Here is a 26,184-nt window from a genome sequence, read left to right on the forward strand (position 1 = left end):
CGCGGAGTGTTTGCGGCGGCGGACGCGTATGACCGGCACATCGGGCGCTATAGCGCGGCGCTGGGGCGGGAGCTGATCGCGTTTGCGGGTGTCGAGCCCGGGGTGCGGGCGCTGGATGTCGGGTGCGGGCCGGGCGGGCTCGCCGGCGAGCTCGTGGCGCTGCTCGGCCCGGACAACGTCGCGGCGGCCGACCCGTCGGCGCCGTTCGTGGACGCGGCGAGCGCGCGGCTGCCGGGCGTCGACGTGCGCGTGGCGCCCGCCGAGGCGCTGCCGTTCGCGGATGACGCCTTCGACGTCGCGCTCTCCCAGCTCGTCGTGAACTTCATGGCCGACCCGCTCGCCGGGGTGGGGGAGATGCGGCGCGTCGCCGGGAGGGTTGCCGCCGCGGTCTGGGACTACGTGGGCGAGATGACGCTGCTGCGGCGGTTCTGGGATGCCGCGGTCGCGCTCGACCCTGCGGCCGCGGCTCTCGACGAAGGCCGCGGCACGCTCTGCACACCGGACGGCCTGCGCTCGCTCTGGGCGCGGGCGGGTCTGGACGACGTGACCGTCACGTCGGCGGTCGTCGAGGCGGCCTACGAAGGCTTCGACGACCTGTGGGCGCCGTTCGAGCGCGGCGTCGGGCCCGCCGGCGCGTGGGCGGTCGCACTCGCCTCCGAGCCGCGAGCCGCGCTGAAAGCGGCCTTCCGCGAACGGCTCGTCATCCCCGACGGGCCGTTCACCCTCACCGCAAAGGCGTGGCTCGTCTGCGGTAGGTGAGCATCGCCGCCTCGCCCGCGCGCTCGCAGGCGACGAGCTCGAGCGAGACCGGCCCGCGCTCGAACAGCCGCCGGCCCTCGCCGATCACGAGCGGGAAGACCAGCAGCCGGTACTCGTCGACGAGGTCGTGTTCGATCAGCTGGCCGGCGATGCTCGCACTGCCCACGACGATCACGTCGCCGTCGACCTCGGTCACGCCACCCGACAATTGCGCCGAGTTGCTCCAGCGGCTCACGTCCACGGGCGAGCGGGACGCGACGAGCTTCGGGATGCGGTTCATGACGTCCGCGAAGGCGTCGTCGCGCGCCGGCCAGAGCCGCGCGAACCGCTCCCACGTCGCGCGCCCGAACAGGAGCGACGACGTCTCCAGCGCCTCGCCGAGCCGGAACTTGTCGCCCGCGACCGTCTCCGGTCCGTACCGGAACGCCCAGCCGCCGAAGGCCGTCCCGTCCCTGCCGTCGGGGTCCTCGATCACACCGTCGAGGGAGATGAACTGCACCACGGTCACGTGTCCCATGCCGCCTTGACGAACGGGAGACGCCGGAGGGGACTACAAGAACTCGGCGCGCGACCGGCCGCAGGTCGCGCAGCAGAACCCGGTGACGTTGACGCTGCCGTCGGCCGGGCAGTCCCAGACGAAGTCGAGTGCGCGGACCATCTCGTCGTAGTCGGCTCCGCGGCGCAGCGGGTGCTTGCGGCGAAAACGGCGCTTCAGGTGCGGATCGGTGAGCTCGGAGCGGTTGCGCTCGCGGGTGACATCGTCGAACTCGAGGTCGACGGGACCCTCCACGGTCCACGGACGCGTTGCCACGAACAGAAAATACGCCCATCGGCGGCGGCGCACCCGTCGCCGGTCAGACAATCAACTAGAGCGTCGCGCCAGCGGGTCAGCTGGTGGGCTCGCCGCCGCGGGCGACGAACGCCTTGGCCAGCGCGACGAACTCGTCGTCGCTGAGCGCGTCGTCGGGGACGTCGACGGGCGCGAGCTCCTCGATGTCGGTGACCGTCTTCGTGCCCCAGACCATGAATGCGGCGTCGAAGACGAGCTCGACGACCGCCGGGCCCTTGGCCGTCTCGAGCAGCACGTCGGAGACGTAGTTGGAGGTCGCGCTGTCGCCGTGGCCGTGGTGGGTGTTGTGGGTGTCGATGACGCGGGCGCCCGACACGGCCCCGAAGCGCTTCTCGATGTCGGCCACGTAGCTCTCGGCGCCCTTGGGCGCCAGCCGGGGGTTCTGGTTGACGACCGCGGCCGCGAACTGCGTTGAAGCTTCGCGCGCGCCGCCGCTGTTCTTGCCGTTCACCCAGATGAACGTGGCGCCGATGGCGATGAACAGGGCGAAGATGCCGGCGACGGTCAGGGCGATGCGGTTCGGCGAGATCACGCCGGCAAGCCTGCCGGGCGGCGGGTCACGCGTCGGTGGAGCCAACTTGTGGGCGTCTTGGCGGGTGGCCGCCGTAACGAAGACCTCAGCGGACGGTGTACGGCCCGGTCGACTCGGCGTGGTAGCCCTTCGCGCCGACCTGGAGCGCGAGCTCGCTCCGCCACTCCTCACCGCGCGCGAGCCGCTCCAGCGCGTACGCGAAGTCATAGCGCGGGCGCCAGCCGAGGTCGCGCCGTGCCGCCTCGTTGACGTAGACGCGCTCGATCGTGTCGAACATCCGCCAGCCGAGCTGCTCGTAGAGGTCGGCGTATGCGGGGGCGTGGCGCGCGACCACGGCGGGCGCGTTCTCGTGCAGCTTCGCGAGGTCGTCCCGTGTGAAGGGCGTCGTGGCGCTGATGATGTAGCGGCCGAAGCCGAGCTCGGGCGCCCGGTCGAGCGCGAGCCGGTGGGCGCTGACGATGTCCGCGAGGTCGGCGCGGCGGTAGAGCAGCTCGTTGACCTTGAGGTTGGCGTCGGCGAAGGCCTCGCGGACCTCGTCGCGATCGTCGGCCTCGGGGAAGAACCGCGACGTCCGCAGGATCAGGATCGGGAGGCCGTGGTCGCGGTGGATCAGCTCGCAGACGTTCTCCGCCGCGGTCTTGGTGACGCCGTAGATGTTGCGCGGGACGGGGGCGACGTCCTCGGTGATCCAGTTCGCGGGGGCACCCGCCTCCGGCGTGAGGGCGCGGCCGAAGGCGCTGGTCGTGCTCGTGTAGATGACGCGGCCGACGCCGGCTGCGACCGCTTCCTCGAGCAGCGTGAGCGTGCCGGTGATGTTGGTCTCGACGAACTCCTGGCGGGTGTGGGAGCCGACGTGCGGCTTGTGCAACGTGGCGGCGTGGAGGATCGCGTCGACCCCGTCGAGCGCGCTGCGCACGAGCGGGCGGTCCGCGACGGAGCCGACGACGGTCGTGTGCGGCGAGGGGAGGATGTCGAGGCCGATCGTCTCGACGCCGTCGGCCGCGAGCACGCGGCACAGCGCCTCACCGAGATGGCCTGAGCTGCCGGTGACGAGGATGCGCATGGTCTAGGAGGTTATACGTATGACGGTGCCGGCTTCAAGGGCGACCCAGAGCGCGTCGTCGGGGCCGATCGCGAGCCCGTGCGGCTCGCTGCCGGGTGGCAGGTCGAGCGTCGCGATCTCGCCCTCGTCGCTGACATGGGCGATCTGATTGGCGCCCCACAGGCTCACCCACACGCCGTCGGCCTGCGCGGCGATGATCGCGTGCGGGCGGGACTCGGGGTCCAGCTCGAGCTCCTGGATCGGCGCCTCGTCCGCGATCCGCCCGAGCTTGCCCGCGAGGATCTCCGTGAACCAGAGCGCGTCGTGGGTGGCGGTGATCCCGACGGGTCCGCCGCCGCGGGTGGGGATGTCGCGGATGCGCAGGTCCCCGCGCGTGTCGATCCGCCCGATCGCGTGCGCCTGGTTGAGCGTGAACCACAGCGCGCCGTCGGGGCCGTTGGTGATCATCGACGGCATCGACCCGCCGGGCAGCGCGAACTCGGTGACCTCGCCGCTGAGCGTCATGCGCCCCACCGTGTGCGTCCCCATCGCGGTGAACCACAGTGCGCCGTCGGGTCCGCTGGTCAGCCCGAAGGGTGCGCTGCCTTGGGACAGGGGGAACGACGTCACCTCACCGGCCGTCGAGATCCGCCCGATCGCGTCGTCGCCGCTCAGCGTGAACCACAGCGCGCCGTCCCGCGCCGCCGTGATGATCGACGGCCGCGCACCCACGTCGAACGTCTCGACCGCACCGTCCATGGCCACCCGCGCGACCTGATCGCCGTGGACGAGCGTCACCCAGATCGCGCCATCAGGCCCCGCCGCCAGCGCATACGGGCCGCCACCCACCTCTACCTGCATCGGCGGCGACTCTAGTCAACTGCGCCGGGTTCGAGTGGGCGCGTTCGCGGAGAGTGGTCACTAGACGTTGCCTGACAACGTTGAGTGACCACACCGCGCGCCGGCGGGGTGATCGGCGCGCGTGAGCACGACAACCGGCTCGGGAAACTAGGGGCGCCCGAAGTAGCCGGTGGCGATCACTCGCCACGGGCCGAGGGTGTAGCCACTCGCGCGGTGGTAGCGGGCGGTTCGAATGCGCCACACGGCGCCCCCACGTCGCACGCTGTCGACCAGCGACAGCGTCCCTCCGCACGTGTACGACAGGTAGTGCCCGTCGAACCGGTCGACGGCGCCGCGCAGCGACACGCAACGCCGTCCGCCGGCCAGGCGGATGCCCCACGGCGACCCGCGGGTGTCCCCGCCCTCGTCGGGCGGATCCGGAACGGTGTCCACGTCGAACGCCGAGACCCGCCGTTGCCAGGGCGCGTACTGGCAGATGAAGCGGGGCGGGTCGGCGCGCGGGTCCTTCCAGCAGGGGTCGGCCACGACATGCTCGCCGCTGCAGGTGTAGACGCCACCCACCCGCGACGACCCGGCGTAGCAATCGCCGTCGAAGCGGTCCTTGATGACGAGGCCGCTCCGCAGCGCGCCGTCCGCCGTGAACGGGCTCGTCCGCACGATCCGCGTCGGAGAAGCGGCGAGCGCCGCGACCGGAAACGCGAGCACCACCACGAGCACGGCGACGAGCTTCATCGTCACCGGGCGAAGAAGTGGCTGCCGGCCGTGAACAGTGTCCGCCCAAGCCGCACCCGCAGCGACGCGTAGGTCGGGCCGTCCATCGCGTCGTAGATCGCCACGGCGGCCATTCTGTCCACGCAAACAGGGTTTGTCCAGTACGACTATCGTCCGCGCATGGACAACCCGTTCGCGCGCAAGAAGCGGCGCCGGAGAAAGCGCCGCGGCCCCGACTCCGACGACTGCTGCTGCCTCGTCACCGAGGTCTTCGACGGTCCCTGCTTCATCGCCACCGCCGCCCACGACGGCAACCGCGCGGCCGAGCCCGTTCGCACCCTGCGCCGGTATCGCGACCAGCGCCTGTCGCGCAACCCCGCCGGCCGCGCCTTCACCCGCGTCTACTACCGCTACGGCGCCTACGGCGCACGGTTCCTGCGGCGCTTCCCGGTCTTCAAGCCCGTCGTCCGCACGGCGCTCAAGCCGCTGGTCGCCTACGCCCGCACGCGGATTCGTTAGGTCGACGTCGCCGTCGAACTGCTGTCGAGTTGCGACTGCCAGGCGGTCGCCGGGTCGCTGCGCGGGACGACGTCGACGACGATCGCCGAGACGTTGTCGCGCGCGCCGCTCTCAAGCGCCAGGTGCACGAGGGCGTCGACGCATTCAGGACGCGACTCGTGGGCGGTCAGCACGTCGCGCAGCGCGCTCAATTCGACGACATCGGACAAGCCGTCGGAGCACAGCAGCAGCCGATCGTCGGCGCACGCCGCGAGCGTGGTGATGACCGCGCGGCGGTCCGGCTTGCCGTCGAGCGCCTCCAACACCAATGACCGGGAGGGATGCCGGCGGGCCTGCTCGACCGTCAGATGCCCCTCGTCGATCATGTGCTGGACGAAGCTGTCGTCGCGCGTGAGCTGCTTGAGCTCGCCGTCGCGCAGCAGGTACGTCCGCGAGTCGCCGATGTTGGCGAAGGCGTAGGTGCCGTCGTTGGCGAGCGCGACCGCGGTCAGGGTCGTGCTCATCCCGGACATGTGCGGGCGGTTCTGCCCCACGAAGCCGATCGTCTCGTTGCCCCAGGCGATCGCCTCACGCAGGGCCAGCTCGAGCGGGCCGCCGAGCTTGGACTTGTCGAGGTGCTGGAGCGCCTGGATGATCCACCCGCTGGCGACCTCGCCCGCCGCGGCGCCGCCGACCCCGTCGGCGACGGCCGCCAGCCGTGGGCTGGCATAGACCGCATCCTCATTGTTCTTACGCCGTCCGATGTCGCTCCTGGCTGTGCATTCCAAGGTGAGCTCCGACATCTGCGGCGAATCGTACGCTGCCCGCACCGGGCTGCAAGGCTCTATTCCGGAGTTACGTACGCGCCTGACAGCCCGCCGTCGACCATGAAGGTCGATGCGGTGACGTACGAGGACTCGTCGGAGGCGAGGAAGAGCGCCGCCGAAGCGATCTCCCGCGCGGCCGCGAAACGTCCCATCGGCAGGTGGATCAGGCGCCGTGCCGCCTTCGCGGGATCGGACGCGTAGAGCTCGCGCAGCAACGGCGTGTCGACCGGGCCGGGGCAGAGCGCGTTCACCCGCACGCCGCGGCGGGCGAACTCCACGCCCAACTCGCGCGACAGAGACAGCACGGCGCCCTTGGACGCGGTGTAGGAGATCTGCGAGGTCGCCGCGCCCATCACCGCCACGAACGACGCGGTGTTGATCACCGACCCGCCGCCGGACTCCAGCAGCAGCGGGATCCCGTGCTTGCAGCACAAGAAGACCGAGCGCAGATTGACGTCCTGCACGCGCTGCCACGCCTCAAGCGTGGTGTCCAGGACCGACACATCGTCGTCCGGCGAGATCCCCGCGTTGTTGAACAGCACGTCGAGACGGCCGTACTCGGCGACGGTCCGCTGCAAGAAGCCGATGACCGCGTCCTCGGACGCGACGTCGGCCGCCAGTGCCAGATCGACGCCCTCGAAGTCGTCCTGCAGATCCACACCCACGACGGTCGCGCCCTCGGCACGGAACAGCGCCGCGCTCTCGGCGCCGATGCCTCCCGCGGCGCCGGTGATGACGCACACCTTGCCCTCCAAGCGCCCGCTCATCCGCGTGCCGCCTCGACCAGCGCCGCGATCTCGCGGGCGGCGGGGTCGGCCTCGGGATGCCATTGCACGCCGAGCGCGAACCGGCGCGAGGGATCCTCCAGCGCCTCCGGCAGCTCATCCACAACCGCCCAGCCCGTCACCTGGAAACCCTCTCCGATCTGATCCACGCCTTGATGATGGTGCGACTTGGTCGGCTGCGTCAGCGCACCCGCGGCCCGCGCCGCCAACGAGCCCTCGCGCAACGTCACATCGTGATCGCCGAACGCCCCCGGGACGAGCCGGTGATCCTCGTGCCCGACCACGTCGGGCAGATGGTCGATCAGCGTGCCGCCGCGGGCGAGGTTCATCAACTGCATCCCGCGACAGACCCCCAGCAGCGGCAGATCGGCGTCGAGCGCCGCCAGGCCGAGGGCGATCTCGAACGCGTCACGGTCCGGGACCTCGCCGTAGTCCGCGCCGCCGGCGAGGATCAGCCCGTCCAGGAACGACAGGTACGCCCCCGGGTCGCTGAGGTCCGGGTCCGGCGGCAGCATCACGGCGATCCCGCCGGCGCGCTGGACCGCTTCCGCGTAGCCGCGCGGAAGCAGCACCGCCTCGTCATCCCACACGCTCCAGCGCGCACGCTCGACCGCCGCGCACAGTCCGATCACCGGCCTCGAACTCACTGAAGGCCGGCACCGTCGTCGAACTCGACCGTGCGGACCGGACCCGTGAACGTGTGCTTGGCGCGCACCGCCCACCAGATGCCGACGATCAACAGCACCGCGCCCACCGTGATCGGCGCGTAGTTGACGTACTTCCAGTCGAACTCGTCCCGCCACGGGACCGCCGCGGGGGTGAACGGCAGGCAGAAGATGATCACGCAGATCGCCACCCAGATGATCGCCGCCGGGTTGATCCACTTGTACTTCTGGCCGAGCGTCCAGGGGCCGGGCACGAAGTCGTCGCCCTTGCGCCAGCGCAGGTAGATCGGCAGCACGTAGGCGATGTAGAGCCCGATCACGCAGATCGACACGACGGCGAAGAAGGCGTACGGGGCGCCGTTGGCATCGCCCTCGAGCGCGGGCAGCGTCATGATCAGCGCCGCGACGCAGGAGAAGACGACGGCGTAGGCCGGGACGCGGTGGTGGTTCAGCCGCGTCCACATGCGCCAGCCCGGCACCGCGCGGTCACGCGAGAACGCGTAGGTCATGCGCGAGCACGATGTCACACACGCCATGCCACAGAACAGCTGGCCGATCGTCGCGATCAGCACGACGACCTTCTGCCAGCCCTCCGGCAGCGAGGTGGCGAAGACCGCCAGGGAGGACCCGGCGCCCTTGTTGATGCCGGCCACGTCGGTGGCGGCGAACGTGATCGCCAGCAGCACGATCCAGCCGCCGACGCCCGACCAGAAGACCGCGCGCCAGACGCCCTGGGCGGCGGCCTTGGCCGCGCCGTGGGTCTCCTCGGAGATGTGCGCCGAAGCGTCGTAGCCGGTCTGCGTGTACATCGTCAGCAGGAAGCCGAGCGGCAGCACGTAGAACCAGAACATCCCGCCGCCGAAGCCCGAGTTGTTGATCGTCTGGGTGAAGACGAAGTCGACGCTCTGGTGTGTGTCCGGGACAAAGGCGAGGACCAGCACGATCGCCGTGACGCCCGCGACGTGCCAGAAGACCGAGATGTTGTTGAAGAGCGCGACCAGCGGCGAGGAGTAGATGTTGATCAGCGCGTGGATCGTCAGGATCACCATGAACAGCAGGAACGTCTCGCTGAGGATGTGCGCGCTGTCGCCCCAGTTCGCGAACCCGAGGTTGAGCGCGAACAGCGTGAACGTCGCGTTCATGAACTGCGCGCAGCCGTAGTCGACCGATGCCACCACGCCCACGAGGCCGACGAGGTTGAACCAGCCGGTGAACCAGCCCCACTTCGGCCCGCCCAGCGTCGACGCCCAGTAGTAGATGCCGCCCGCGGTCGGGTACGCCGACACGAGCTCTGACATCGAGAACGCGACCAGCAGGATCAGCCCGCAGATGATCGGCCAGCCCCACGAGATCGCGATCGGCCCGCCGTTGTTCCACGCCTGCCCGTAGGTGGTGAAGCAGCCCGCGAGGACCGAGATGATCGTGAACGAGATCGCGAAGTTCGAGAACGAGCTCCACGATCGCTGCAACGCCTGGGTGTACCCAAGCTCGGCGAGCCTTCGCTCGTCGTCGGACTGCTGCTGCTGCGGTGCGACCGTCTCAGCCATGACCCGCGACCTCCCTCAAAAGGTACGCTCCTCCGTCCTTAGACCGGGAGGGTATAGGCGGCGTCAAGGAAGGAGGCCGGCGAGCACGTGCTCGGTGCCGCGCAGGTGGTCGGCCATGACCTTCATGGCCAGCGCCGGATCACGCTTTATTAGGCAATCGACGAGCCGCGCGTGCTGCGCGTTGGACCACGCCAGCACCTCGGGCGGGTGGGCGATGTAGGAGATGAGGTCGGTCATCGCGCCCTGGGACTCGGTCGTCGCGGCGACCAGCGCGGGGGAGCCCGTCGCCTCGGCCAAGCCGACGTGGAAGCGCACGTCCGCGCGGCGGTACGCGGCGAAGTCGTCGTCGCTGGCGGCCATCTCACCCACCAGATCACCCAGCAGGTCGATCGCCGCCGGTTCCGCCCGCTCCGCCGCCAGGTACGCCACACCCACCTCGACCGCGAGGCGCACGTCGCAGCGCTCGCGCCAGTCGACGAGCTCCGAGCGGGCGGCGATCTGCGCCGGCGCGTCGGCGACGAACGTCCCGCCGCCCCGCCCGCGCACCGCGTGCAGGTGCCCGCTCTGGACCAGCGCGGTCAGCGCCTGGCGCAGCGTCGAGCGGGCGATGCCGAGTTGCTCGCAGAGATCGCGCTCCGGCGGGAGCCGCGTGCCCGGCGGCAGCAGCTCGAGCTTGATCGCGGTGCCGAGCCGCTCGAGCGTCTCCTCGAAGGCGGTCGTCGACTGAACGGGGGCGAAGACGGCGTCCACGATCACAGCCGCTCGAACCCCCGGGTGCGCTCCCAGTCGGTCACGAACGCCTCGAAGGCCTCCAGCTCGATCCTGGCGGCGTTGAGATAGTGGTCGACGACCTCGTCGCCGAACGCGGCCCGCGCCACGCCGCTGGCGGCGAACAACCCGCGCGCCTCGGCGAGCGTCGTCGGCACGTGCGGCTTGTCCGAGGTGTACGCGTTGCCGTCCAGCGGCGGCTCGAGCTCCAGCTCGCCGTCGATCCCGTGCAGCCCGGCGGCGATCATCGCCGCCAGTGCCAGATACGGGTTGACATCGGCGCCGGGCACGCGGAGCTCGACCCGCAGGGCCGGCCCGTGGCCGACGACCCGCACCGCGCACGTGCGGTTGTCGCGCCCCCAGGCCACCGCGGTCGGCGCGAAGGAGCCCTTGGCGAAGCGCTTGTAGGAGTTGACGTTGGGCGCGAGGAACAGGCTCAGCTCGCGCAGGCAGGCGAGCTGGCCGGCGACGAAGCGCTCGAACAGGGCCTCGTCGGCTTCGAAGGCGGGGGAGCCGTCGCGCCGCAGCGAGAGGTGGATGTGACATGACGACCCCTCGCGCTGGTCGTACTTGGCCATGAACGTGATCGCCATGCCCTCGGCGGCGGCGATCTCCTTCGCGCCCGTCTTGTAGATCGTGTGCTCGTCCGCGGTCCGCAGTGCAGGGCCGTAGTGGAAGTTGATCTCGTGCTGGCCGTCGTTGCACTCGCCCTTGGAGCTCTCGACCGCCATCCCCGCGGCGCCCATCTCCCTGCGGATCCGGCGCAACAGTGGCTCCACCCGCGAGCCGCCGAGGACCGAGTAGTCGTTGTTGTACTGATTGGCGGGCTTGAGGCCGCGGTAGCCCTTCTCGAAGGCTTCCTCGTAGGTGTCGCGGAAGATGATGAACTCGAGCTCGGTGCCCGCGAACGCCTCGAAGCCGCGCTCGCCCAGCCGGTCCAGCTGCGCGCGCAGGATCTGGCGCGGCGAGGCCACGACGGGCGAGCCATCGCCCCAGGCGAGATCGGCCAGGCAGAGCGCCGTGCCCTCGTTCCAGGGCACGAACCGCAGGGTGGCCAGGTCGGGCTTCATCTCGAAGTCGCCGTAGCCGCGCTCCCACGAGGACATCGCGTAGCCGTCGACCGTGTTCATCTCGACGTCGACGGCCAGCAGGTAGTTGCAGGCCTCCGAGCCGTGCTCGAGCACGGTGTCCAGGAAGTGCCGTGCCGTGAGCCGTTTTCCCTGCAGGCGGCCCTGCATGTCGGTCAGCGCGAGCAGGACCGTGTCCACCTTCTCGTCGTGTACGGCATGGCGCAGTTGGTCGATCGTGAGCGAAGGCGGAAGGTCCATGCGGCGCGAAACGCTACACACTCCCTCCCATGAAGCAACTTGCCTACATCACCCAGGGTCACTCCGAATACGATCCCGCGTTCCTCGAACTGCTCGACGCCACCGGCATCGACAAGGAGGAGTTCGTCGGGCTGGACTACTTCTCGCTGACGCCGTTCTTCATCCTCGCGGGCGCCACCGTCACCCCTGACGCGCACACCCACGGCGACGACGTCCACGTCACCGGCGTCACCGTCACCATCCCCGAGGAGCTCGTGCCGGGCTTCATGGCGACGCTGCCGGAGTTCCTCGCCGACGCCTACGGCGCGGAGGAGTAGGTCCGCGCGGGCGGCGTCGCGACTCTCGGCTCGGCGCGCAGCGACAGCGCCCAGCCGGGATCGCCGATGACGTCCAGCAGCGCCGTCACGACCGCCGGGTCGAACTGGGTGCCGGAGCAGCGGCGCAGCTCCTGCACCGCGGTCGCGACCGGCATCGCCTTGCGGTAGGAGCGGGTCGTGGTCATGGCGTTGAACGCGTCGCAGACGGACACGATCCGCGCCGCGAGGGGAATCTCCGCGCCTTTGAGGCCGTCCGGGTAGCCGGCGCCGTCGAAGCGCTCGTGCGAAGCGCGGACGACCTCCCCGACGCTGCCGAGGAACCCACCCACGCGGTCGAGCATGCGCTGGCCCTCGAGCGTGTGGGTCTTCATCAGCTTCCACTCCTCCTCGTCGAGCGGCCCGGGCTTGTTGATGATCGCGTCGGGGATGCCGATCTTGCCGATGTCATGGAGCATCGCGCCGAGCTCGGTCTCGCGTTTGACGTCCTCGGGCACGCGGAGGCGGTCGGCGACGCGGGCGGCGAGCTCGACGACGTCGTGCGTGTGGTTGCCCGTGTACTCGTCGTCGTCCTCGAGCAGGTCGCAGAGCAGCAGCGCGGTGCCACGGTAGGAGCGCCCGAGCTCGAGCGTCTGCTCGATGCGGGCGTCGCGCTCGCGGGCGAACATCTGCAGCAGCGCGACGAGCGGCAGGACGAACAGGGCCGCGGCCGGCGCGCCGGCGGCGGCGAGCGCGGTGAGCAGGCCGACCGGGATCAGCAGGAGGTCGAGCCGGCAGGCCTCGGCGATCTCGGCGAGCATCACCCGCACGGGGAGGACCTTGGTCAGATACGCGCGCAGGCTCTCGCGCAGCGCGTCGGCGGCGAACTGCGCCGCGACCGCCGCCGCGTACGCCGGCCACGACGCCCAGTCGGGCAACTGCGCGTCCAGCAGGATCAGGACGGCCGCCGGTGCGAGCGCGAAGGTCGCGTCGGTGATGACGAGGATCATCCGCTGCGGCGCGGACTGGCCCCGCAGCACCGAGCCCAGCTTGGCCAGCACCGTCCCGAGCATCACCAGCAGCGGCACGGCCGGGGTCGGCGTCAATAGGAGCATCGGCACGAAGACGAGCTGGGTCGGCACGACGTAGCCGGCGCCGACGTTGAAGGCGACGCGCGAGATCGCCGCGTACGCCAGGACGAACATGACCGCGAGCGGGAGCGAGAACGGGCGGTCGGCATCGGCCAGGACCGCGAGGGCGATCGCGGCGCCGACCGAGAGCACCGCAGAGGTGATCTCAACCCCTTGCTGGCGGGCACTCAGGCCCTGCAGGCTGAATGTCCGGGCTTCCTCGACGCGCAGCGCGGTGGCGTCGTCGATCTTCGGTGGGTCGATGGCGGGCAAAAGTCAAGATTCCGTCAATCGACGTGTGTCCTATGTGGTCGGCAGCCCGGTATGCCGACTTTAGGAATATGAAGAGGTCACGGATGACCCGCACGGCGCTTACGTTCGCCGGTGCGATTGCCACGACCGCGGCCCTGGCCGCGCCGGCCCACGCCGGCGTGCTCACGAAGTCCGCAACGGGCTGCGACGACCCGGTCCTGAGCCAGCCGTTCAAGGCGTGGCTCGACAACAGCTCCTACAAGCCCGTGCAGAACGGGAACTTCGAGGCGGGTGACGCCGGCTGGACGCTCACAGGCGGCGCCAAGGTCGTCGACGGCAACGCGTCCCAGCACGTCGGCGGCGCGGCCGATTCCCGCTCCCTGCTGCTGCCGGCCGGCTCCAGCGCCACCTCCGCGCCGGTCTGCGTCGGCCTCAATGAGCCGACGCTGCGCTACTTCGCCCGCAAGAACAGCGGGCTGCTCTCGACCCTGCTGGTGCAGGTGCAGGTCCAGCTCGAGCTCGGCGTGTGGGTGACGCTGCCGGTGGGCGTCGATCTCGGCGGGGCGTGGCATCCCAGCCTGCCCTCGCTCGTGGTCGCGAACCTGCTCCCGCTGCTGCCGCCCGACATGACCGCGGTGCGCTTCAAGTTCTCGCCGCTGCTCGGCGGCGCCTGGCAGATCGACGACGTCTACGTCGATCCGCGCGTCTCGCACTAGTCGGCGTATCGTGCGGATCGATGATCGATCCGCTCGAACGCTGGCGCGAATACGGTGAGAAGCCCGACTACGCCGGGCTTCTGACCTTCTCCGGCATGCCCTACACGCAGGACCCCGCCGAGCTGGCGGGCGTCGACATCGCGATCGTGGGCGCGCCGACGGACGACCTCGTCTCCGACCGCCCGGGCACCCGCTTCGGGCCGCGCGGGATCCGCGCGGCCTCGTGCCCGCACGGGCCCCACCTGGAGGCGGGGATCGACGGCATGGAGGTCCTGAAGGTCGTCGACTTCGGCGACGCGCCGGTCCTGCCCGCGGACGCCGTCCGCACCCACGCCGCGATCGAGGCCACCGTCGGCCAGGTCGTCGACGCCGGCGCGCTGCCGATCATCCTCGGCGGCGATCACTCGATCGCCGAGCCGGACATCCGCGCGATCGCCACGCGCCGCGGCGGCCCGGTCGGGCTGATCCACTTCGACACCCACACCGACACCGGCAAGGAGGTCTTCGGCGTCGAGCTCTCACACGGGTCGATCATGTACCGGCTCGTCGAGCAGGGCCACGTGGACCCGAAGCGCTACGTGCAGATCGGCCTGCGCGGCTACTGGCCGGGGGAGACCGAGTTCTCCTGGCAGCACGAGCGGGGCATCACGTCGATGTTCATGCACGACGTGCGCGAGGTCGGCATCCGCTCCGTGGTCGAGCGGGCGGTCGCGATCGTCGGCGGCGGCCCGGTGTTCCTCTCAGTCGACGTCGACGTGCTCGACCCGGTCTATGTCCCCGGCACCGGCACGCCGGAGCCGGGTGGCATGACGTCGATCGACCTGCTGTGGGCGTGCCGCGAGATCTGCTCGCGGGTGGACCTCGTGGGGATGGACGTCGTCGAGGTGATCCCGACCGGGGTCGGCTCGGCCGACATCACGTGCCTGGTCGCGGACCGGATCGTCCGCGAGGTGATCACCGGGGTGGCGCTGAAGCGAACTAGCGGGTCTTGAGCCGCCGCGTCCGCGTGCGCTCTTCCTGCTTCATCACGACGTTCGCGATCAGCTTGATGATCTCGGGAGGCCCGCTGGCCTTCACGTGACCGGACTCGAAGCACTCGCGCCAGTGGCGGATCGTGCCGTCCTTGAGCAGCTCGTTGAACTCGGTGCGCGGGATGCTGAGGCGCACCTTCGCGTCGGAGGCGATGTCACGCGTGATCTTCGGCCCGGGGACCTCGACGCGGAACAGCTGGATGTCACCGCGGCCGCGCAGTTCGAGCTCGAAGACCAGCTTCAGTCGCTCCAGTGCGGGGACCTCGCGCTGGAAGTTCTTGACCGCCGTCTCGATCTGGGCCTTGGTGTCCGCGGTGGACATGGCGCCAGATCTTAGTCGGCGGCGCGCTTGACCTTGACCGAGTACTTGCTGGGGGTGACCGGGACCTTCGGGTTGTCGATCTCGGACAGGCGGCCGATCAGCTTGATCCACTGGTTCGGCTTCAGGATCGCGTTGATCTGCTTCGCGGCTTCCTTGTTCTCGCCGTAGAGCGGGCGCCAGCCGACGTGGATGTGGTCGGCGTGGTCGGCCATGGCGAGCGTGTTGTCGGCGCCGTCGAAGGTCATCAGGGAGATGATCTGGTGCGGCTTCATCGTGCCCTGCAGGGTCAGCAGACGCTGGATCGTGACGTCCGCGATCGAGCCCGGGCCCTGGTGGCCGTAGATGTTGATGCCATTGATGGCGGCGATGTCGACCGCGGTGCCGGTCGTGTGCTCGGAGACGTTGCCCGAGGTGGTCAGGTAGCCGTGGCCGCACTTGAGGCTCGAGACGGTCGGCTTCAGGCCGCTCGTCGCCAGGAACTCGAGCGTGGCGAGCACGCGGCGATCGATCGCGCCGGAGCGGACGTCGCTCTCGCCGCAGCCGTAGATCGTGATGCGGTTGTCGGCGAGCACGCGGCGGGCGAGCGTCTCCTTGCTCATCAGCATGATCTGGCCGATCGAGGGCTGGTCGGAGTCGGTGCCGAAGAGCGCGTTCTTGCCCTTGGCGCGGTAGACCGCGGTGCTCTCCAGCAACTTCCAGCCGTCGAGGATCGGCTTCGGGTCGATCCGCGGGGCGCCGCTGCCGGCCGGGCGGATCTCGAACAGCAGGTGCGGGGCGAGCGCGGTGGTCTTGCCGATCCGGCCGAGCGTGGTGCCGCCGAGGATGCGCGCGCCCTTGACCAGCGGCTTGGCCACGAAGTCCTTGGGGTTGAGGCCGAGCGGGGCGCCGGCGCTGGCGAGCTCCTCGGCCGGGCGGCCGTCGGTGATCTGGGCGTCGCCGCCGTTGGCGAGGGCGTTCTTGCGCTCCGGGTGGGCGAAGAGGCGGACCTTGGCCGTGGGCGCGGCGGTGGCGGCCGGCTCGGGCGTGGGGGTCGGCGCGGCCTTCGCGACCTTCGCCGCCTTGGCGTCGGCCTTGGTCTCGTGCTCGGTCGTGGGGGCGACGGGCACCTTGCGCTTCGGGCCCGTGGTCTTCTTGGTGCGCCGCTTCGGGACCGGGATCGTCTTGGCGACGCTGCCGAGGTGCCCGTACGTGTACGTGTTGCCGTAGACGTCCTGCACGATCACGAAGCGGCCGAGGCGCTTGCTCTTGCCGACCTTGACGACCTTGCCGTCGTTGACGGAGATCACGGGGGAGCCGGCCTTGGCGTAGATCTCGATGTTGCGGCGGGTCTTGTCGGCCTCGACGGTGACGGCGGCGTTGGCGCCCTTGATCTTGCGATCGGACTTCTTCAGCGCGCCGGCGTACGTCGCCTTGGCGCGGACCGGGAAGCGGCCCTGCGTGAGGCCGGTGAGGCTGCCGACGAGGTCGCCGGGGATGCCGCCGACGACCTGGGCGCGCATCAGGACGCTGTCGACGTACCAGTCGGCGTGGTTGTAAGCGAAGATGCCCTTGCGGAGATCCTTGTCCCCGCCCGCGGCCTTGAGGTAGCGCGCGGCGGCGAAGATCGCGTCGACCGGGTTGAACGGGTCCTTGACGCCGTCCTGGTTGGCGTCGACGCCGTACTGCTTCCACGTGGCGGGCATGAACTGCATCCAGCCCAGGGCTCCGGCGGAGGAGACGTTGAGGTTGCGGCCGTAGTCGGTCTCGATTTCGTTGATGCCCGCGAGGACCTCCCAGCGGATGCCGTACTGCATGCCGGCCGCCTGGTAGATCGGGAGCAGGAAGGGAGGAATCCGGAACTTGTCGATGAAGAAGTTCGGGACGCCGATCTTCGCGGGGCCCGGAGTCGAGAGCGCGTAGCTCGGATTCGAGGGCGCCGGGCTGCCGTCGGTGTTCGTCAGCTTGGGAGCCGGGGCAGGAGTCGGGACCGACGCCGGAGCGGTGTTGACCTTGACACACCCTGAAGCTGAGGTCGAGGTCGAAGCCTTACCCGTGTCCTTCTCGGTGCACTCGCGGGCCTGACCGTTCTTCGGCTTCGACGTGTTCGCCGCGCGGGTGGTCTTCTTCTTGCGCGGGGTCTCGGTCGCCGTCGGGGTCGCCGTGGCCGTGGCCGTCGCGTCGGCGGCAGCTGCGGTCTCCGTGGGGGCGGGCGTCTCGATCGTGGTCTCGACCGGGGAGGGGAAGGGCGTCTCGGTCGCGGCCGGCGCTTCGGTGGCGGCCTCGGTGGGGTCCGGGGTCGAAGCCGACTGGCCCGTGTCAACCGGCGCCTGCGTAGGAGCTTCGGTTGCCGCCGGCGTCGCCGTGGCGGCGGGGGGCGCGGTCGTCTCGGTGGCCGTCGCCACGGAGGAGGCCGTCGCCGTAGGCGTGGCGTCGTCCTGGGCGGCTGCAGGGATGCCGAGCGCAGCCGCAACGGCGGCGGCGCTGATGAGGGCTGTGGCGAGAAGTCGGCGGGTCACGTCCCCCTCGGTGTCGGCACTCTGGCTCTGCCGCTTGAATCCTGGGGGTGGGGTTCAGACCCGATCCGCATGTATCTCACCGTCAAGTCGAGGTTGAGATAATGCAAGCTTCGATACGCTCTCCCCACTGATGGACCTTGCTGGGCTCGACATCCGGATCGCGGTGCCGGATGACGCGCTGGCGCTTGCGGGGACCACACGACTCGGCTTCGACTCCTACCGCGCGTGGGCGCCGGAGGGCTGGGAGCCGCCGCCGCACGCGCTCGAGGTGCGCTCGATCCGGGAACGGCTGCGCCAGAACACCACCTGGTGCGCGATGGCGGTGGAGCCGGACGGCATGCAGGCGGGCCACGTCGGCATCACCCACGCCGCCGATCGCGAGCGCCCGCACATCCGCCTGCCCGCGCGGGCCCACCTCTGGATGCTCTTCGTGCGGCCCGACTGGTGGGGCACCGGGCTGGCGGGGCGGCTGCACGGCCTCGGGCTCGAGGAGGCGGCACGCCAGGGCTACGAGTCGATCCGGCTCTACACGCCGTACGGCGCCGCCCGCGCCCGCGCCTTCTACGAGCGCGAGGGCTGGGAGCTCGCCTCGCGCGCGTTCTCCGAGCCGCTGCTGGGGCTGGACCTGGTCGAGTACCGTCGCGAGCTGTGATCCCGGATCGCTTCTTCGAGGACGCCGCGGAACGGTCCCGCGTCTCGATGCACGTTCGCTGGAACCGGGTCCGGATGGGCTGGCGGGTGATGGTTCAGGCGGGTGTGGCGGTCGCGCTGGCGTGGGCGACGGCCAAATGGCTCTGGGGCCACTCGTCGCCGTTCTTCGCCCCGGTCTCGGCCGTGATCGCGCTCGGCACCAGTTACCACCAGCGCGGGCGACGGGCGTTCGAGCTGATCGCGGCGGTCACGCTGGGCATCGCGGCCGCGGATCTGCTGGCCTTCCAGCTCGGTCCCGGCGTGGTCCAACTCGGGGTGGCGGTGTTCGTCGCCATCGGCCTCGGCTTGTTCTTCGGTACGAGCCAGCTGTTCGTCAACCAGGTCGCCGTCTCGGCCGTGCTGGTGTTCACCGTCTCCACCGCGGGGACCCACGTGTCCTTCGCCCGCGCGCTCGACGCGCTCACCGGCGGGACGATCGCCCTCGCCGTCGCCGCGGTCCTGCTCCCGGCGAACCCGCTGCGGCTGCTGCGCGACGCGGCGCGGCCGGTGCTGGAGGAGCTGGCGGCGGTGTTGGGCGACATCGCCGGCGCGCTGCGCACGCGGGAGCCGGATCACGCCGAGGCGGCGCTGGTGCGGGCGCGGGGGATCGACGAGCTGGGCGCGCGGTTCTTCGACGCGACGCTTGAGAGCCGCGAGACGACGCGGATCTCCCCCGCGCGCAGGCGCGCGAGAGACTCCGTCGAGTTCTATGCCGACGCGGCCGCGCGGATCGACCTCGCCGTCCGCAACGTCCGCGTGCTCGCCCGCGGCGCGATGCGGGCGCTCGCGCTCGACGAGAACGTCCCGCCCGAGGTGGCCGAAGCGCTCGACGATCTCGCCGCCGCCGTGCTCGCGCTGGGCGGGGCGCTGGAGCGGGGCGAGGCCTTCGAGGGCGTGCGCGGCCCGGCGCTGCGGGCCGCGTCGGTCGCCACCCACGTCCTCGAGGGCACGACGAACCTCAGCGTGTCGGTGATCGTCGGCCAGATCCGCTCGACCGCCACCGACCTCCTGACCGGCATCGGCTACACGTACGAGGAAGCGACCGAAGCGGTCCGCGAAGCGGCTCCCTAGGTCTGCTCCTTCGGGCACCAGAACGTCGTCCGGCCGCCGATCGTCGCGCGCTCGAGCGTCGTCCCGCAGCGCGGGCAGGCCGCGCCGCGCTTGCGGAACGGGATGAAGTCGCCCGTGTGGACGCCGCCCGCGCGAATCGCGCTGCGGGTCGCCTTGCGCAGTTCGCGGCGCAGGTGGTCGAGCTCCTCGTCGGTCAGCTCGCCGGCCGGGCGCCGGGGTGAGAGCTTCGCCTGCCACAGGGTCTCGTCGGCGAGCAGGTTCCCCACGCCCGCGAGCGACTTCTGATCCAGCAGCCGTGCCTTCAGCGCGATCGAGCCGCGCCCCACCCGCTCGCGGAAGGCGTCGCGGGAGATCTCGAACGCGTCCGGGCCGATGTGGGTGAAGTCGGGCTCGATCACCGCGCGGCCGAGCCGGCGCTTGTCGCGCAGCGCCAGTCGCCCGCCGTCGGCGAAGTCGAGCACGAACCGGTCCCAGTTGTTGTCGCCCGCCGGCTCGTCGACCACGATCCGTCCCGCCATCCCGAGATGCAGGCCCAGTTCCGGGCCGCCGTCGGTCTCCGCCCACAGGAACTTGCCGCGCCGGTGGGCGGCCGTGAGCCGGTGTCCGACCAGCGCGGCGGCGATCTCCCCGGGCGCGTGGGGCCGGCTCACGTAGGTGTCGCGGTCGTCGACGGCGACGATCTCGCGCCCCAGCGCCCGCTCGATCTGTTGGCGGGCGCGCTCGGCCTCTGGCAGTTCGGGCATGTCTCTGAGGCTACGATCCGCCCCTCATGCCGAGATCACGCCGTACGTGTCACGCCGTTCCGGGATCCAGCGAGCGCTTCATCGCCAAGGCCGTGGGGTTGGAGGCCGACGAGATCTTCCTCGACCTCGAGGACGCCGTCGCGCCGAACGAGAAGGAGGGCGCGCGCGGGCGGGTGATCGAGGCGCTGAACACGCTCGACTTCGGCGGCAAGACGGTCGTCGTGCGGGTCAACGGCACCGACACCCCGCACTACTACAAGGACCTGATCGCCGTCGTGGAGCAGGCGGGCCGCAAGCTCGACGCGGTCATGCTGCCCAAGGTCCGCACCCCCGGGGACGTCGAGATGACCGACAAGCTGCTCACCCAGATCGAGCTGGCGCACGGGTTCGAGGTCGGCCGGATCGGCATCGAAGCGCAGATCGAGGACGCCACCGGGCTGCTCGCGTGCGAGGCGATCGCCGCCGCCTCACCCCGCATGGAGACGCTGATCTTCGGCCCCGGGGACTACTCGGCGGCGGTCGGCATCCCGATCACGACGATCGGCGCGGCGCCGAGCGGGTATCCCGGAGACCATCTCAACTACGTCTACTCCAGGCTCGTCGTCGCGGCGCGCGCGGCGGGCATCCAGGCCATCGACGGCCCCTACGGCAACATCAAGGACGAGGACGGGCTGCGCGAGCGGGCCCAATTGGCGCGCGCGCTCGGCGTCGACGGCAAGTGGACGATCCACCCGGGCCAGATCGCGGTCGTCAACGAGGTCTTCAGCCCGGCCCGCGAGCAGTGGGAGCGCGCGGAGGCGATGCTCGCCGCCTATGAGCAGGCGCACCGGGACGGCGCGGGCGCCGCGGTGTTCGAGGGCGAGATGATCGACGAGGCCAACCGCAAGATGGCCGAGCGGATCGCCTTCTCCGGCCGGGCCGCGGGGTACGAGCGATGAGCCGCAACGCCCGCCTGGCCTTCCTCGGCGTCGCCGTCGCGATCCTCGTCGTGGCGTTTCTCGCGCTGCGACCCAGCTCCGACGATCCCGAGACGACGGCCGACGCCCCCACTGCGACGGCCACCGCGACGACATCGAACCCGGACGTCCGCGAGGAGACGCCGACGCCGACCGAGACCCCGACGCCCAAGCCCACGGTCGACCCCGGCCCGCTCCTCACCGGCAGCAAGGTCGTCAAGCTGCGCTTCGACAAGGGCGACACCGTGCGCTTCCGCGTCCTCGCGCCGAAGGATGAGGAGGTCCACATCCACGGCTACGACATCAAGAAGGACGTCAAGGGGGGCGAGACCGAGAACATCAGCTTCAAGGCCACGATCGACGGCATCTTCGAGATCGAGTTCGAGGACTCCGCGACCCAGATCGGCGAACTGCGCGTCGATCCGTAGAGGCGTAAGGTCTGCGGCGTGCCCTGCGTGGCCGCCGCCTTCGCCTTCATCTCGCCACGCCTGGCGATCATCGTCGTCGCGCTGTTCAGCGACATCCTCAGCCGCGCGTACGACAGCTGGTTCCTCCCGCTGCTCGGGTTCTTCCTGCTGCCGTGGACGACGCTCGCCTACGCGGTGATGTGGGACGTCGGCACCCACCGCGTCACCGGCTTCGAGTGGTTCGTCGTCGTGCTCGCGTTCCTCGCCGACCTCGGCTCCTACGCCGGCGGCCAGCGGGCGCGGGCCTAGCTACCTGCCCCGGAAATAGTTGTTGGGTGGTCGTGGTTCCGTCCGGTGTCACTGGGATTATTTGCCTGCATATCGGGCGATTATGGGGGTTGAGTGCTGCGCTTGTCGGGCGGATAGGTGGAGTCGTTGTTTGATCTCGGGCTGCCGGACTGTGTGGCCGAACTGCCCGCGGATCTCGCGGCGCTGGACGGGTTGCTGGCCGAGCCTGGGGTGTTGGCGCCGATCGAGGCGTCGTGGGCCGCGGACGCGCGGTGGTTCGGGCGCCCGACGGTGCCGATGGACCGCTTCGTGCGGTTGATGCTCGTCAAGGCGCGGTCGGGCTGGGGTATGAGACGCTCGTGCGGGGGAGGTCTCAGACTCGCTGCGTCTGCGGCGGTTCTGCCGGATCGGGCTGTGGGACCGGGTGCCGGATGAGTCCACTGTGCGCAAGCTCGTGCGGCGCCTGGGCGCGGAGGTGATCGAGGACATCTGCTCGCAGGTGATCGCCGCGGCGGCCAGCCCGACTGCGGGCGCTCGGCGCTTCGTCGTGCGGGCCGCGCGGATCGATTCGACCGTCGTGGAGTCAGAGATCCGCTACCCAACCGACCTTGGACTCGCCGAGGACGCCGCGCGGGCGCTGGCGCGTGAGGCGGCCAAGGCGCGCGGGCTGGCTGGTGTTGGGGCGCCGCGGGTGAAGGATCGCTCACGCCAGGTCGCTGGCCGGCTGCGCCGCGTGAACCGCTCGATCGCCGCGCGTACCGGCAAAAGCAAGGCGCTCGCTGACCGCTTGACCGGTGAGGCCGGCGAGCTGCTAGTGGTCTCGATCCGCGAAGCGCGCCGGCTCGCGGCCCGGTTGCGTGAGCGCGCCCGCGGTCGCGGCGCCCACGCCAAGCGGGCCGCCGCCGATCGGCTCCAGCGCGTGGCCGAGCTGGCCGAGAAGGTCTGCGCGCAGATCGCGTTGCGGGTCGCGGGCAACCCGATCCGCGATCGGCTGGTCTCGATCAGCGACCCCGACGCGCGCCCGATCCGCAAGGGCAAGCTCAACAAGCCGACCGAGTTCGGCTCCGTCATGCAGCTCGCCGAACTGTGCGAGAACACGCGCCGCGGCGCGCGCGGCCTGATCCTCCCGGTGAGCACCGGCATCGGCTCACTCAACGAGTCCCAGCTGCTGCCGTTCACCGGCCAGCGGCTTGATGACCTCAACCTGCGGCCCCGCGAGATCGCGCTCGACGGCGGCTTCACCCCCGGCCCCGTCCGCGCGTACCTGCCCGAGCCCGAGCGGCTGTTCATCAGCGGCCACCACGCCCCGCACGCCCGCAAGACCAACCGCCGGCTGGCCAAGTTCCGCGTCGGCGCCGAGGGCCGCATCAGCCACCTCAAACGCCGCTACGGCCTCGACCGATCGCGCCTGAAAGGCCACACCGGCGCCCGCACCTGGGCCGCCTGGGCGATCCTCGCCTACAACCTAGACACCCTCGCCCTCAAACCGCATGACCGGACCGGGCACGGCCCGCCCCGCGCGCCCGGCCCGGCCCAGCCAACCCGCCCGGGCAAGCCCACCAAGCCTGTCCGGCCCGCCTGAGACCATCAGCACCAGTCGCGGAGCCGCCCGCCACGCGACTCACCCGATGAACGGCCGCGCCGCCCGCGCGGCCGTTCTCACGTACACCCGTTTATCAGCGGCAAGTAGCTAGAGCGGATCGCAGAACGGCCCTACTCCGGTCGGGAATGTGATCGGATCTCCGAACGCGTGAATCGGGTCAAAACGATTCAGGTCGCCGAAGTCCGTCGTGTAGACGGCGACGAAGCCGTTGGCGAGCCTCGCCGGCCCCCGTCCGTGCAGCAGGAACAGGTCCTCCATGAGCCCGGAGTACACGGTCGGCCTCGCCTTCGTGTTCGAGATCCGGAAGTGATTGCTGTAGAAGAACCGGTAGGTGTTCCCGGCCTGGTCGGTGGCCTTGCCGGGAATGATCGTCGTGTTCGCGATCGTCGTGATTCCGCGATGGGTCGTGGTCCGGGTGACCGAGGTCCCGGTTCCCGTCCCGGTGATCGTGGTGGCCGGCGGCAGGTGCTTGCAGTCCTCCGAAGTCATCACGAAGTTCCCGGGAACCCGCTCGACCGTGGTCTCCTCACCGGTCGCGACGGCGCCCGCCGGCAACAACAGGAGCGCGACGATCGCGGCAGCGGCTGATACCAGTCGCTTCAACTGGAACACCCCCTCAGGTTGGGCTGTGAGACGGGAGCAGCCCGCGCCTGGCGGGCCCGTAGGAACCCCGGGGACCGCAATGCGGTCTCGCTCATGAGGTTCTGGTCGAGCGCCCATCGGGCTATCACCCGCGAGCGAGGCTACCCCCTCCGCGCACGGGTTGCAATGCCGGAAGCGGCGAGCGTATAGTCGGGCTCACGTCCCGCTCGCGACGCGCGCGGAGGCCGCGATGCAGAAGCTCCTGACGCACCGGCCGGCAATGGCGGCGGCACCGCCCGCTAGGGACACCAGTGGGCTCAGCGAGCCGGTCTTCTACTTCATGACCGCTGTGGTCGTCATCCAGGGCGGCCACCTGGTCGAGCACTTCGTGCAGGCCCTGCAGGTCTTCGTTCTCGGCGTACCCGAAGACGACGCGCTCGGGCTGCTCGGCTACGTGCTCCAGTTCAACGGCACCGAGGAGTGGCTGCACCTCGGCTACAACACGCTGTATCTGCTGTCCCTGTACGCGCTGATCCTGCCCCTCTGGCACATCACGCCGGAGGTGATCACGAAACGGGCGTTCTGGATCTTCATCACCGCCAGCGTGTGGATCGAGAGCTGGCACATGGTCGAGCACGGCGTGATCATCTCCAACGTGATCGCCAACGGCGGCTGCCCGTGCCCCGGCATCGGAGATGCCGCGCTCGGGCTCAGCGACACGATCCTGCACCTCGTCTACAACCTCGTCGCCTATATCGGCATCGCCTACGCCTACGTGCTGATCCTCCGACACCGCGGGTACGGGCGCAGCCGCTGACTGGTTGCCCTGATCGATTCGGCGACGCGCCAACCCGAACAGCGCGGGTGCTCGCAGGTGCAAACACCCGCGCGTGACCCGCACTCGACCGCGGCGCCCAGCGGTGCCACGCCGCTGGGTAGCTCGCTGCTTCCCCACGGAACGCTCCGAGGTCCCCGGACGAGCAGCGCCAGCCGCCGGCGGCGGCTTGTTCGCTCCGCAAGTCGTGATCGCTTCCTGGCGCGACGCTGCATTTATCCGGAGGAAGTAGCTAGGGACGGAAGTCAACTGCGCCGGGTGGGGGAGGGGGAGTGGTCCGCCCTCCGTTACTGGCTCGCCGTGAGTCGGCTGCTCGGCTCGGCTCTGTTGGCTCGAATTGCGGTGCCGGGATACCGACAGCTACGGGCCACGGAGGCAGAAAGTGCGTCCCTCGCACGCCTTCTCCCGGTCGCCGTGGTCGACCGTGCGCGTTTGGCGGTCAGGTCGCCGTCTTCGATCAGGGTCGCACTGTTCGAGCTGGCGCGTTGGTGGGGGTGATGTACAAATGAGTCCTCACAGGACCCGTTTGTACATCACCCCCTCGCAACCCGCTCCCGCGGGGTGATCGGCGTGCGTGAGAACGCGCTTTCTGTCTCCGTGGCCCGTACCTTGACGGTCAGTCTCGGAGGGCGCACCGAACCCTCCCCACCTGGAGCAGTTGACGTTCGGCCGTCTACGCGCGCCGGCGCTGCCCTGCGAGCGTGCCGGTGCCGCCCGCCAGGGCGCCCACACCCACGAGCAGAACCACGAGCTGCGGGATCAGGACGCCGACGCCGAGGAGGATCAGGCCCAGGAGCGCCAGGGCGGCGGCCAGGAGGGTGAGTCGGTCACGTGTGTCGATGTGATCGATCCTAGGAAAGTCCTCGGTCGATTTCGTGCGACTTCGGTCGGAAATATGTCCAGCGCGATTCGACGGGAAGTCGGGTTCGCGCCGTCCTTAGGTGCGATGGAGGACGGCTTTAGCGGCCGAATAGCCAAGGGCTTGACCCTTGGGCATCGTGACCCGCGACACCCCGACCTCTGACGCTGCCGTGCGCCGCCAAAGCATCGCCCCAGGATTCGCCGCCACGGCCATCGTGGTCGCGCTGCTGGCGGGGGCGTACTTCGCCATGACCCGCGATCAGTCGCCGTCGGTCCGGCACGCGCAGCCCGCACATCTCACGACCGGACCGGACGTGACGCTGTATGTCCAGGGCTCAGACGGCGCGTACCGCGTCTCCAGTCAGGTGGTCACGATGACGGAAATGACGCCGACCCCCACCCCGACGCCGTCCGCGATCGCGCCGTAGGCTCCGGCGCCATGCCGACCTACGAATACCGGACCGAAGTGCTGACGCACGGCTTCCTCGGGCGCAAGGACGAGGAGTTCGACCGCAAGGAGTTCGAGGAGCGCCTGAACCGGGTCGGCGCCGAGGGCTGGGAGTTCGACAAGCTGATCCCGAACATGGCGCTGCACGGCGAGAAGGACGGTCACCTGATCGTCTTCAAGCGCGAAAACGGCTGACTCTCACGGTCCTAACAGGGCGGTGAACCGCCGGGCGCGCCGCGTAAGCGCCGCGCCCGGCGCGAGACGAACGGAACGTATTGCCGTTCGTCC

Annotated in this window: 31 protein-coding genes; 14 read left to right on the top strand and 17 right to left on the bottom strand. The window is 70.3% G+C overall.

From position 1 onward, the window contains the following. The first annotated feature begins 6 nt into the window (after positions 1 to 6). Positions 7 to 759, top strand: a complete 753-nt coding sequence (locus tag OM076_RS21455; RefSeq protein ID WP_270042112.1) for a class I SAM-dependent methyltransferase — start codon at positions 7 to 9, stop codon at positions 757 to 759. Here the strand turns inward: OM076_RS21455 and OM076_RS21460 are convergent. From OM076_RS21460 to OM076_RS21485, 6 genes are all read right to left on the bottom strand, one after another. Then, positions 725 to 1,276, bottom strand: a complete 552-nt coding sequence (locus tag OM076_RS21460; protein WP_270042113.1) for a dihydrofolate reductase family protein — start codon at positions 1,274 to 1,276, stop codon at positions 725 to 727. The two genes, OM076_RS21455 and OM076_RS21460, sit on opposite strands and share 35 nt — an antisense overlap. A 33-nt stretch (positions 1,277 to 1,309) precedes the next feature. After that, complete coding sequence (locus tag OM076_RS21465) at positions 1,310 to 1,570, bottom strand: hypothetical protein (RefSeq protein WP_270042114.1); 261 nt, start codon at positions 1,568 to 1,570, stop codon at positions 1,310 to 1,312. 76 nt (positions 1,571 to 1,646) lie between these two features. Continuing rightward, on the bottom strand, positions 1,647 to 2,141 hold the full coding sequence (locus tag OM076_RS21470; RefSeq protein WP_270042115.1) for a hypothetical protein: 495 nt from the start codon (positions 2,139 to 2,141) through the stop codon (positions 1,647 to 1,649). Positions 2,142 to 2,226: 85 nt separating this feature from the next. After that, a complete protein-coding gene (locus OM076_RS21475; protein WP_270042116.1) occupies positions 2,227 to 3,204 on the bottom strand; it encodes an NAD-dependent epimerase/dehydratase family protein in 978 nt (325 codons plus the stop codon). Positions 3,205 to 3,207: 3 nt separating this feature from the next. Further along, the gene (locus OM076_RS21480) at positions 3,208 to 4,044 is read right to left on the bottom strand and encodes a Vgb family protein (protein WP_270042117.1); all 837 of its coding nucleotides are present in this window, start codon (positions 4,042 to 4,044) and stop codon (positions 3,208 to 3,210) included. A gap of 147 nt (positions 4,045 to 4,191) precedes the next feature. Further along, the gene (locus tag OM076_RS21485; RefSeq protein WP_270042118.1) at positions 4,192 to 4,776 is read right to left on the bottom strand and encodes a hypothetical protein; all 585 of its coding nucleotides are present in this window, start codon (positions 4,774 to 4,776) and stop codon (positions 4,192 to 4,194) included. 159 nt (positions 4,777 to 4,935) lie between these two features. Between OM076_RS21485 and OM076_RS21490 the strand changes: the two genes are divergently transcribed. Further along, a complete protein-coding gene (locus OM076_RS21490; protein ID WP_270042119.1) occupies positions 4,936 to 5,274 on the top strand; it encodes a CFI-box-CTERM domain-containing protein in 339 nt (112 codons plus the stop codon). Here OM076_RS21490 and OM076_RS21495 read toward each other — a convergent pair. From OM076_RS21495 to OM076_RS21520, 6 genes are all read right to left on the bottom strand, one after another. Further along, the gene (locus OM076_RS21495; RefSeq protein WP_270042120.1) at positions 5,271 to 6,056 is read right to left on the bottom strand and encodes a PP2C family protein-serine/threonine phosphatase; all 786 of its coding nucleotides are present in this window, start codon (positions 6,054 to 6,056) and stop codon (positions 5,271 to 5,273) included. The genes OM076_RS21490 and OM076_RS21495 overlap by 4 nt on opposite strands. A gap of 41 nt (positions 6,057 to 6,097) precedes the next feature. Next, positions 6,098 to 6,847 carry an SDR family oxidoreductase gene (locus OM076_RS21500; RefSeq protein WP_270042121.1) on the bottom strand — a complete coding sequence of 250 codons (750 nt, stop codon included), beginning with the start codon at positions 6,845 to 6,847 and terminating at the stop codon, positions 6,098 to 6,100. Continuing rightward, complete coding sequence (locus OM076_RS21505; RefSeq protein WP_270042122.1) at positions 6,844 to 7,512, bottom strand: gamma-glutamyl-gamma-aminobutyrate hydrolase family protein; 669 nt, start codon at positions 7,510 to 7,512, stop codon at positions 6,844 to 6,846. Before OM076_RS21505 ends, OM076_RS21500 begins: the two co-directional genes overlap by 4 nt. Then, positions 7,509 to 9,077 carry an amino acid permease gene (locus tag OM076_RS21510; protein WP_270042123.1) on the bottom strand — a complete coding sequence of 523 codons (1,569 nt, stop codon included), beginning with the start codon at positions 9,075 to 9,077 and terminating at the stop codon, positions 7,509 to 7,511. The genes OM076_RS21505 and OM076_RS21510 overlap by 4 nt, the downstream gene beginning before the upstream one ends. A gap of 63 nt (positions 9,078 to 9,140) precedes the next feature. Then, positions 9,141 to 9,827 carry a FadR/GntR family transcriptional regulator gene (locus OM076_RS21515; protein WP_270042124.1) on the bottom strand — a complete coding sequence of 229 codons (687 nt, stop codon included), beginning with the start codon at positions 9,825 to 9,827 and terminating at the stop codon, positions 9,141 to 9,143. A 2-nt stretch (positions 9,828 to 9,829) separates the two neighbouring features. Continuing rightward, complete coding sequence (locus OM076_RS21520; RefSeq protein WP_270042125.1) at positions 9,830 to 11,173, bottom strand: glutamine synthetase family protein; 1,344 nt, start codon at positions 11,171 to 11,173, stop codon at positions 9,830 to 9,832. A 29-nt stretch (positions 11,174 to 11,202) separates the two neighbouring features. Between OM076_RS21520 and OM076_RS21525 the strand changes: the two genes are divergently transcribed. Next, the gene (locus tag OM076_RS21525; protein WP_270042126.1) at positions 11,203 to 11,490 is read left to right on the top strand and encodes a hypothetical protein; all 288 of its coding nucleotides are present in this window, start codon (positions 11,203 to 11,205) and stop codon (positions 11,488 to 11,490) included. Here OM076_RS21525 and OM076_RS21530 read toward each other — a convergent pair. Then, positions 11,472 to 12,869, bottom strand: a complete 1,398-nt coding sequence (locus OM076_RS21530) for an HD-GYP domain-containing protein (protein ID WP_270042127.1) — start codon at positions 12,867 to 12,869, stop codon at positions 11,472 to 11,474. The genes OM076_RS21525 and OM076_RS21530 overlap by 19 nt on opposite strands. A gap of 83 nt (positions 12,870 to 12,952) precedes the next feature. Here OM076_RS21530 and OM076_RS21535 point away from each other — a divergent pair, with 83 nt between their 5' ends. Next, complete coding sequence (locus tag OM076_RS21535) at positions 12,953 to 13,564, top strand: hypothetical protein (RefSeq protein WP_270042128.1); 612 nt, start codon at positions 12,953 to 12,955, stop codon at positions 13,562 to 13,564. A gap of 20 nt (positions 13,565 to 13,584) precedes the next feature. Next, entirely contained in the window at positions 13,585 to 14,556 is a 972-nt protein-coding gene (locus OM076_RS21540) for an arginase family protein (protein WP_270042129.1), read from the top strand. On the opposite strand, the gene OM076_RS21545 is transcribed toward OM076_RS21540, so the two are convergent. Together OM076_RS21545 and OM076_RS21550 are read right to left on the bottom strand one after the other, a co-directional pair. Next, complete coding sequence (locus OM076_RS21545) at positions 14,543 to 14,917, bottom strand: hypothetical protein (protein WP_270042130.1); 375 nt, start codon at positions 14,915 to 14,917, stop codon at positions 14,543 to 14,545. The two genes, OM076_RS21540 and OM076_RS21545, sit on opposite strands and share 14 nt — an antisense overlap. Before the next feature lie 11 nt (positions 14,918 to 14,928). Further along, positions 14,929 to 17,412: a lytic murein transglycosylase gene (locus OM076_RS21550; RefSeq protein WP_270042131.1), complete on the bottom strand. Its 2,484-nt coding sequence runs from the start codon at positions 17,410 to 17,412 to the stop codon at positions 14,929 to 14,931. Positions 17,413 to 17,542: 130 nt separating this feature from the next. Between OM076_RS21550 and OM076_RS21555 the strand changes: the two genes are divergently transcribed. Beyond that, a complete protein-coding gene (locus tag OM076_RS21555) occupies positions 17,543 to 18,064 on the top strand; it encodes a GNAT family N-acetyltransferase (protein ID WP_270042132.1) in 522 nt (173 codons plus the stop codon). After that, a complete protein-coding gene (locus OM076_RS21560) occupies positions 18,061 to 19,173 on the top strand; it encodes an FUSC family protein (RefSeq protein WP_270042133.1) in 1,113 nt (370 codons plus the stop codon). The genes OM076_RS21555 and OM076_RS21560 overlap by 4 nt, the downstream gene beginning before the upstream one ends. On the opposite strand, the gene OM076_RS21565 is transcribed toward OM076_RS21560, so the two are convergent. Next, positions 19,170 to 19,916 carry an Fpg/Nei family DNA glycosylase gene (locus OM076_RS21565; RefSeq protein WP_270042134.1) on the bottom strand — a complete coding sequence of 249 codons (747 nt, stop codon included), beginning with the start codon at positions 19,914 to 19,916 and terminating at the stop codon, positions 19,170 to 19,172. The genes OM076_RS21560 and OM076_RS21565 overlap by 4 nt on opposite strands. Positions 19,917 to 19,942: 26 nt before the next feature. On the opposite strand from OM076_RS21565, the gene OM076_RS21570 reads away from it, so the two are divergent. From OM076_RS21570 to OM076_RS21585, 4 genes are all read left to right on the top strand, one after another. Continuing rightward, positions 19,943 to 20,854: an HpcH/HpaI aldolase/citrate lyase family protein gene (locus OM076_RS21570; RefSeq protein ID WP_270042135.1), complete on the top strand. Its 912-nt coding sequence runs from the start codon at positions 19,943 to 19,945 to the stop codon at positions 20,852 to 20,854. Further along, positions 20,851 to 21,300, top strand: a complete 450-nt coding sequence (locus tag OM076_RS21575) for a cupredoxin domain-containing protein (protein ID WP_270042136.1) — start codon at positions 20,851 to 20,853, stop codon at positions 21,298 to 21,300. The genes OM076_RS21570 and OM076_RS21575 overlap by 4 nt, the downstream gene beginning before the upstream one ends. Positions 21,301 to 21,318: 18 nt before the next feature. Further along, complete coding sequence (locus tag OM076_RS21580; RefSeq protein ID WP_270042137.1) at positions 21,319 to 21,588, top strand: hypothetical protein; 270 nt, start codon at positions 21,319 to 21,321, stop codon at positions 21,586 to 21,588. Positions 21,589 to 22,009: 421 nt separating this feature from the next. Continuing rightward, the gene (locus OM076_RS21585) at positions 22,010 to 23,149 is read left to right on the top strand and encodes a hypothetical protein (RefSeq protein ID WP_505017722.1); all 1,140 of its coding nucleotides are present in this window, start codon (positions 22,010 to 22,012) and stop codon (positions 23,147 to 23,149) included. 108 nt (positions 23,150 to 23,257) lie between these two features. On the opposite strand, the gene OM076_RS21590 is transcribed toward OM076_RS21585, so the two are convergent. After that, on the bottom strand, positions 23,258 to 23,773 hold the full coding sequence (locus OM076_RS21590) for a hypothetical protein (protein WP_270042138.1): 516 nt from the start codon (positions 23,771 to 23,773) through the stop codon (positions 23,258 to 23,260). A 229-nt stretch (positions 23,774 to 24,002) separates the two neighbouring features. On the opposite strand from OM076_RS21590, the gene OM076_RS21595 reads away from it, so the two are divergent. The 3 genes from OM076_RS21595 (at position 24,003) to OM076_RS21605 (ending at position 26,091) form a co-directional block, all read left to right on the top strand. Then, the gene (locus OM076_RS21595; RefSeq protein WP_270042139.1) at positions 24,003 to 24,569 is read left to right on the top strand and encodes a hypothetical protein; all 567 of its coding nucleotides are present in this window, start codon (positions 24,003 to 24,005) and stop codon (positions 24,567 to 24,569) included. Positions 24,570 to 25,585: 1,016 nt separating this feature from the next. Beyond that, positions 25,586 to 25,876, top strand: a complete 291-nt coding sequence (locus tag OM076_RS21600; RefSeq protein ID WP_270042140.1) for a hypothetical protein — start codon at positions 25,586 to 25,588, stop codon at positions 25,874 to 25,876. A gap of 11 nt (positions 25,877 to 25,887) precedes the next feature. Beyond that, complete coding sequence (locus tag OM076_RS21605; protein WP_270042141.1) at positions 25,888 to 26,091, top strand: DUF4177 domain-containing protein; 204 nt, start codon at positions 25,888 to 25,890, stop codon at positions 26,089 to 26,091. Positions 26,092 to 26,184 lie beyond the last annotated feature (93 nt).

This window comes from Solirubrobacter ginsenosidimutans, from assembly GCF_027587205.1.

Coding starts and splice junctions, on each gene's coding strand:
- OM076_RS21460 (WP_270042113.1), bottom strand. CDS start 1,276: ATGGGACACGTGACCGTGGTGCAGTTCATCTCCCTCGACGGTGTGATC.
- OM076_RS21475 (WP_270042116.1), bottom strand. CDS start 3,204: ATGCGCATCCTCGTCACCGGCAGCTCAGGCCATCTCGGTGAGGCGCTG.
- OM076_RS21480 (WP_270042117.1), bottom strand. CDS start 4,044: ATGCAGGTAGAGGTGGGTGGCGGCCCGTATGCGCTGGCGGCGGGGCCT.
- OM076_RS21485 (WP_270042118.1), bottom strand. CDS start 4,776: ATGAAGCTCGTCGCCGTGCTCGTGGTGGTGCTCGCGTTTCCGGTCGCG.
- OM076_RS21490 (WP_270042119.1), top strand. CDS start 4,936: ATGGACAACCCGTTCGCGCGCAAGAAGCGGCGCCGGAGAAAGCGCCGC.
- OM076_RS21495 (WP_270042120.1), bottom strand. CDS start 6,056: ATGTCGGAGCTCACCTTGGAATGCACAGCCAGGAGCGACATCGGACGG.
- OM076_RS21500 (WP_270042121.1), bottom strand. CDS start 6,847: ATGAGCGGGCGCTTGGAGGGCAAGGTGTGCGTCATCACCGGCGCCGCG.
- OM076_RS21510 (WP_270042123.1), bottom strand. CDS start 9,077: ATGGCTGAGACGGTCGCACCGCAGCAGCAGCAGTCCGACGACGAGCGA.
- OM076_RS21520 (WP_270042125.1), bottom strand. CDS start 11,173: ATGGACCTTCCGCCTTCGCTCACGATCGACCAACTGCGCCATGCCGTA.
- OM076_RS21525 (WP_270042126.1), top strand. CDS start 11,203: ATGAAGCAACTTGCCTACATCACCCAGGGTCACTCCGAATACGATCCC.
- OM076_RS21535 (WP_270042128.1), top strand. CDS start 12,953: ATGACCCGCACGGCGCTTACGTTCGCCGGTGCGATTGCCACGACCGCG.
- OM076_RS21540 (WP_270042129.1), top strand. CDS start 13,585: ATGATCGATCCGCTCGAACGCTGGCGCGAATACGGTGAGAAGCCCGAC.
- OM076_RS21545 (WP_270042130.1), bottom strand. CDS start 14,917: ATGTCCACCGCGGACACCAAGGCCCAGATCGAGACGGCGGTCAAGAAC.
- OM076_RS21555 (WP_270042132.1), top strand. CDS start 17,543: ATGGACCTTGCTGGGCTCGACATCCGGATCGCGGTGCCGGATGACGCG.
- OM076_RS21565 (WP_270042134.1), bottom strand. CDS start 19,916: ATGCCCGAACTGCCAGAGGCCGAGCGCGCCCGCCAACAGATCGAGCGG.
- OM076_RS21570 (WP_270042135.1), top strand. CDS start 19,943: ATGCCGAGATCACGCCGTACGTGTCACGCCGTTCCGGGATCCAGCGAG.
- OM076_RS21575 (WP_270042136.1), top strand. CDS start 20,851: ATGAGCCGCAACGCCCGCCTGGCCTTCCTCGGCGTCGCCGTCGCGATC.
- OM076_RS21595 (WP_270042139.1), top strand. CDS start 24,003: ATGCAGAAGCTCCTGACGCACCGGCCGGCAATGGCGGCGGCACCGCCC.
- OM076_RS21605 (WP_270042141.1), top strand. CDS start 25,888: ATGCCGACCTACGAATACCGGACCGAAGTGCTGACGCACGGCTTCCTC.